Source organism: Paenibacillus sp. A3, from assembly GCF_001399685.1.
Taxonomy (GTDB): Bacteria; Bacillota; Bacilli; order Paenibacillales; family NBRC-103111; genus Paenibacillus_G.
Genome location: NZ_JTHN01000231.1, coordinates 1 through 1,139, shown reverse-complemented (window position 1 = coordinate 1,139; position 1,139 = coordinate 1). Strand labels below are relative to the sequence as shown.

Genomic DNA, 1,139 nt, shown 5'->3' with positions numbered 1-1,139 from the left:
GCGGTCAGCAGCAGCGGGTCAGTATCGCCCGTTCGCTCATTACGCAACCGGCTATTGTGTTCGCGGACGAGCCGACCGGGAACCTCGATACGAAGACGGAGAAAGAAATTATCGATCTGCTGATCGAATTGAACCAGACGCTCGGCATCACCTTCGTCATCGTTACCCACGAGCTGGAGGTCGCGAAGCGAACCCGGAGGGTCATTCAACTGCGCGACGGGTATTTGGTCGAAGACGGCGCATGGGCAGGTGACGCGGAATGAAGCTGCTCGATTATTTTAAGCTCGGCTGGGATCAGCTCAAACGGCGCGTCGTCGTCACCCTGCTGTGTACGATGGGCATTGCCATCGGCTCGGCTTCCATCGTGGTCGCCCTCTCCTTCGGAGAGTCGATCAACCAATACAGCCGGACGCAGATGAGCCTATATCTGAAATCGGACGAGATTACGGTAACCAGCGGCGGCCGCGCCGAAGGAGCCGATCCGAACGATCCGAACAGCGCGAAGCCTTACGAGCTTACGAAAGCCAAGATCGGCATGATGCGCACATTCCCATATATTAGGGCACTGGCTACATACCGGACATTAAACCAGTTCGAATTTGAAGTGGACAGCAAAAAAGGCTATATCGACCAAATCTTCGCCACCGAGCTGGACACGCTGCCTGCTTTCGGCTATGAACTGCAGCAGGGCGGGCCTTCGGAGCAGGAGAACACGATTATTTTGAGCTACGGGGCGACGATGGGGCTGTTCGACAGCCAAATCTCCAAAGCCCGCCAGCAGCAGCTTCAGAGCATGAGCGAACGCGATGCCCGGAATGCTTGGCGGGAACAGCGATATATCGCGTATCCCGTATATCAGAAGCAAATCGTGCTGAAGCCGCAAATTTTCCGGTCGAACGATGTCGGGGAAACGGTGGACATCCAAATTCCCGTCCGGGTCGTCGGCATCCTCAAGAAGCCGGAGGGCGTTCCCGATGATATGCTGATTCATCAGAAGACGGCGTTCGTATCGCCGGCACTCGGCAAGCGGCTTCAGGAAGCGATCATTCAAATGAATGGCGGCAAGGTCAAGGAAGATAAGAACTCCTCGCAGACGGCCGAGTATCTGTCTCTTATATACTTCTGACCCTGCCGACGAA

General features: G+C 55.8%; 2 protein-coding genes. Both read left to right on the top strand.

Translation table 11 applies throughout. The features are described 5' to 3' along the window. A partial coding sequence (locus tag QJ48_RS29785; protein WP_157261801.1) for an ATP-binding cassette domain-containing protein occupies positions 1–263 on the top strand: 263 nt, incomplete at its 5' end. Then, entirely contained in the window at positions 260–1,126 is an 867-nt protein-coding gene (locus QJ48_RS29780; RefSeq protein ID WP_237763113.1) for an ABC transporter permease, read from the top strand. The genes QJ48_RS29785 and QJ48_RS29780, both read left to right, overlap by 4 nt. Positions 1,127–1,139 lie beyond the last annotated feature (13 nt).

Excerpts from the sequence above, each read along its gene's own strand:
- QJ48_RS29780 (WP_237763113.1), top strand. The coding sequence starts at position 260 with ATGAAGCTGCTCGATTATTTTAAGCTCGGCTGGGATCAGCTCAAACGG.